3 protein-coding genes are annotated in these 2,588 nt (G+C 75.3%); 1 reads left to right on the top strand and 2 read right to left on the bottom strand.

Going from position 1 to position 2,588, the window contains the following annotated elements:
• The first annotated feature begins 178 nt into the window (after positions 1 to 178).
• Positions 179 to 682, top strand: a complete 504-nt coding sequence (gene def / locus AB0J52_RS35655; RefSeq protein ID WP_500187331.1) for a peptide deformylase — start codon at positions 179 to 181, stop codon at positions 680 to 682.
• Positions 683 to 832: 150 nt separating this feature from the next.
• Here the strand turns inward: def and arfB are convergent, their stop codons facing one another.
• Together arfB and AB0J52_RS35645 are read right to left on the bottom strand one after the other, a co-directional pair.
• Positions 833 to 1,258, bottom strand: a complete 426-nt coding sequence (gene arfB, locus AB0J52_RS35650) for an alternative ribosome rescue aminoacyl-tRNA hydrolase ArfB (protein ID WP_500187330.1) — start codon at positions 1,256 to 1,258, stop codon at positions 833 to 835.
• A 249-nt stretch (positions 1,259 to 1,507) separates the two neighbouring features.
• Positions 1,508 to 2,588: S1C family serine protease (locus AB0J52_RS35645; protein ID WP_500187329.1), on the bottom strand; the 1,081-nt coding region annotated here is incomplete at its 5' end.

Genomic DNA, 2,588 nt, shown 5'->3' with positions numbered 1-2,588 from the left:
CCCGGTCCGCGACCCCGAGCCGAGCGCCGACACCCTGGACTGACCGCCGCGCGCACGCCCGGCAGGCCCCGCGCGCCGCCGTCCCCGCCCCGGGGACGGCGGCGCACCTGTGTCCGCCGCCTTCACCCGGGCGACCGCCGCGCGGCCGGGGCGCGGACGCTTTGTACGATCGTGGGTCATGGCCGCCGTACGACCCGTCCGCCTGCTCGGGGACCCGGTGCTGCGCACCGGCTGCGACCCCGTCCGGGCCTTCGACGACTCCCTCCACCGCCTCATCGACGACATGTTCGCGACGCTCGCCGCGCAGCACGGCGCGGGCCTGGCCGCGAACCAGATCGGCGTCCCGCTACGCGTGTTCGTCTACGACTGCGCCGACGACCGGGGCCGCCGCCACACCGGCCACGTCGTCAACCCGCGGCTGGTCGAGGCGGACGGCGAGCCGCTGACCGAGGACGAGGGCTGCCTCTCCTTCCCCGGCCACCGCTTCCCCACCCCGCGCCACGCCCGCGCGGTCGTCGAGGGCCAGGACAGGGACGGCCGGCCCGTCCGGGTGGAGGGGACGGGCTACTTCGCCCGCTGCCTGCAGCACGAGACCGACCACCTGGACGGCAGGGTCTACATCGACACGCTCCAGGGGACGGCCCGCAAGGCCGCGCTCCGCGCCGTCCGGGAACTCCGCTGACGGCCCCCCTTTACAAGATCATTAAAAAGGGCGCGGAAGCGTTCTCCCCGCGTCGCGCCGACGCGGAAATCGGCCGCGGTCAAGAACGCGGTGAGGCGCACTCACGTGGAGAAAACGCGGGAACGCCCGCGGCCTTCCCGGGACGCCGGGTCAGGACCAGCGGTTGGAGCGGCCGCGTTTGACGTCCGAGCGGCGGCGCTTGTTCTCCAGCCGCCGTTCGTTGATGCCGCGCGGCATCTTTTTCGGGATCCGCTTCTTCGGCGGCGGCGCGATCGCGTCCGAGAGGACGGCCGCGAGCCGCGCCTTGGCGGCCTCCCGGTTGCGCAGCTGCGAGCGCTGCTCCTCGGCGCGGATCGACAACACGCCGCCGACCAGCCGTCCGGAGAGCCGCTCCAGCGCGCGGGCGCGCAGCGGTTCGGGCAGGGACGGCGAGTTCGCGACGTCGAAGCTGAGTTCGGCGGCGGTCGAGCTGGTGTTCACGTGCTGTCCGCCGGGCCCGGACGATCGGGAGAAGCGCCAGGTCAGCTCGGTCTCCGGAATGAAGACCGAGTCGCGGACGGGAATGATGCCGGGCATGCGGTGATTATCCCCGCCCTGGCGTGATCATGTCCTCCCCATTTTTTCCCGGCCCGCGCCGGAAGGGGCGTGGCGGCCGGACACGGCCGCGCGGACTCCCTCAAGTCCGCGCGGCCGTGCTCCCGCTCGCCGGACCACCGGAGACCGCGGTCTCCGGCGACCCGTCGCCACCCCGGAACGGCGCACGTCCGCCCGCTCCCCCCAGAGCCCGTTGTCCGGGCGCCGTCCCGTGGTGAGTCCTGGTGCGGCTCAGACCGAGCCGCCCGCCAGCATCCGGTTCACCGTCCTGCGCGCGTCGTTGATCGGGATGGCGAACCCGACCCCGATGCTGCCCGAGCCGTCGCCGGAGGTGGCGATGGCGGTGTTGACGCCGATGACCTGGCCCGCGCCGTTGACCAGCGCGCCGCCGGAGTTGCCCGGGTTGATCGCCGCGTCGGTCTGGATCGCGTTCCGGATGACGGTGGTCCGCTCCTGCGCGGTGTCCCGGCCCTGCATGAACGGCTGCGGGTCCTGCTCGCCGCCGCCGTCGCCCTCCTGGATGCTGCGGCCGAGCGCCGAGACGATGCCGGAGGTCACCGAGCCGTCCAGGCCGAGCGGGCTGCCGACGGCGAGCACCGGATCGCCGACGGCCAGCTTGGCGCTGTCGCCGAGCACGGCCGGGCGCAGCCCCGACGCGCCCCGCGCCTGGATCACCGCGATGTCGTGCTGCGAGTCGACGCCCAGGACCTTCGCCGGAGCGGTCCTGGAGTCGCTGAACTTCACCGTCACCTGGCGCGCCCCGGACACCACGTGCGCGTTGGTCAGGATCGTCCCGTCCGCGCGCAGGATGACGCCGGAGCCGGTGCCCTCGCCGGACGAGGCGACGATCCGCACCGACACCACCGACGGCTGGACGGCCTTGGCGACCTGCGCGGTCGTGGCGTCCCCCTTCGTGGAGACCCCGGCGACCGCGGACGGGCCGGGGAGCCGGCCGGAGTCGCCGTCCACCGCGAGCGTCGCCGCGGCGCCGATGCCGCCCGCGCCGAGCGCGATGGCGGCGGCCGCGGCCGTCAGGGCGAGCCGTCGCCGCGCGCTCCATCCCCACGGGCCGCGCGGCGGCACCGGGGCTCCGGAGGGCAGCGGGGCGTCGGAGGACATCGAGGGTCCGAAGGGCGCCGGGTTCGCGAAGGGCCCGGGGTCCCCGAAGGGGCCGGGGCTCGCGAAGGGCCCGGGGCTTCCGGAGGAGACCGGGGTTCCGGAGGGGGCGTGGCCGCCCGGGGGGTGCCAGCCCGCGCCGGCGGCGGCGACGCGCCCGTTGGCGGCCAGGCGGCCCGCCTTGTAGACGCCGAAC

It is taken from the genome of Spirillospora sp. NPDC049652, from assembly GCF_040675125.1.
Lineage (GTDB): Bacteria > Actinomycetota > Actinomycetes > Streptosporangiales > Streptosporangiaceae > Spirillospora.
The sequence above is the reverse complement of the archived record's forward strand: the minus strand, read 5'-3'. Positions and strand labels throughout refer to the sequence as shown.